Source organism: Halorubrum sp. AD140, assembly GCF_034497445.1.
Lineage (GTDB): Archaea > Halobacteriota > Halobacteria > Halobacteriales > Haloferacaceae > Halorubrum.
Genome location: NZ_JAXRUU010000214.1, coordinates 1 through 1,326, shown reverse-complemented (window position 1 = coordinate 1,326; position 1,326 = coordinate 1). Strand labels below are relative to the sequence as shown.

At 69.8% G+C, this 1,326-nt stretch carries 2 protein-coding genes; both read left to right on the top strand.

The features are described 5' to 3' along the window. Positions 1 to 87: 87 nt before the first annotated feature. Complete coding sequence (locus tag U4E84_RS17560; RefSeq protein WP_322533373.1) at positions 88 to 1,002, top strand: ABC transporter ATP-binding protein; 915 nt, start codon at positions 88 to 90, stop codon at positions 1,000 to 1,002. Beyond that, positions 999 to 1,326, top strand: a 328-nt coding sequence (locus U4E84_RS17555; protein ID WP_322533372.1) for an ATP-binding cassette domain-containing protein, incomplete at its 3' end; no start/stop codon positions are given. The genes U4E84_RS17560 and U4E84_RS17555, both read left to right, overlap by 4 nt.

The following is a 1,326-nucleotide window of genomic DNA, read 5'->3' as shown; positions in this document are numbered from 1 at the left end:
ACCGGCGGCCGGAGGGGATCCTCGGCAATCGGATCGAGACGGCCGCGGCCGTCGACCTCTCGGAGCGACCGACCGGAGGTGAGTCCGATGAGTAGCGACGAGTCCGACCGGAACGACGCCGCCGGTCCGGGAGACCTCGGTGCGGCCGAGACCGTCGCGACGACGGACGCCGCCGACGAACCGGAGGCGAACGACAGCGCGGTCGAGGAGGCGGCGAAACACGTCCCCTCGGGGGCGCCCCCGCTCCGCGTGGAGGGGTTGGTCAAGCGGTTCGGCGGCGTCACCGCCGTCGACGGCGCCTCCTTCGAGGTCGAGTCCGGCTCGCTGACGGGGCTCATCGGCCCGAACGGCGCCGGCAAGTCGACCGCGTTCAACTGCATCACCGGCGTCCACGAGCCGACCGCCGGCAAGGTGTTCTTCGAGGGCGAGGACATCACCGGGCTCAAACCGTATCAGATCGCGCGGAAGGGGTTAGTCCGGACGTTCCAGATCGCCCAGGAGCTCGCCGAGATGACCGTCTTGGAGAACCTCATGCTCGCGCCGCAGGGACAGCTCGGCGAGTCCGCGGTCCGGGCGGTGACGCCCGGGCTCCGCGGCGCGGTGATCGAGGAGGAGACCGAGCTCCGCGAGCGAGCGTGGGAGACGCTGGAGTTCTTCGAGATCGACCACCTCGCGCACGAACACGCGGGGAACCTCTCCGGCGGGCAGCGGAAGCTGCTGGAGATGGCCCGCGCGCTGATGACCGACCCCGAGATGGTGCTGCTCGACGAGCCGCTCGCGGGGGTCAACCCGACCCTGGAGGAGAAGCTGTTGGACCGGATCCACGACCTGCGGGCGGACGGGTACACCTTCCTGCTCGTCGAACACGACATGGACGTCATCATGGACAACTGCGAACGCGTCATCGTCATGCATCAGGGCAGCGTGCTCGCCGAGGGGACCGGCGACGAGATACGGAACGACGAGCGGGTCATCGAGGCGTACCTGGGGGAGGACCTATGACCGCCGACGCAGGGGGCGGCCCCGAGCCGACCGCGGACGGGAAATCGGGCGCCGCGGAGCCGACCGCTAACGCCGAGGCGGGAGCCGACGCCCACGCCGGCACCGAACACACGGTCGACGGCGACGCGATCCTCAGGATTCGGGACCTCGACGCGGGCTACGGCGACCTCCAGATCCTCTCGGACGTGGTCTTAGACGTCGACGACGAGGAGTACGTCACCATCGTCGGCCCCAACGGGGCCGGCAAGTCGACGGTGATGAAGACCGTCTTCGGGCTCACGGCCCACATGGGCGGCACCGTCGAGTTCGAGGGGACGTCGATCC

Coding starts and splice junctions, on each gene's coding strand:
- U4E84_RS17560 (WP_322533373.1), top strand. CDS start 88: ATGAGTAGCGACGAGTCCGACCGGAACGACGCCGCCGGTCCGGGAGAC.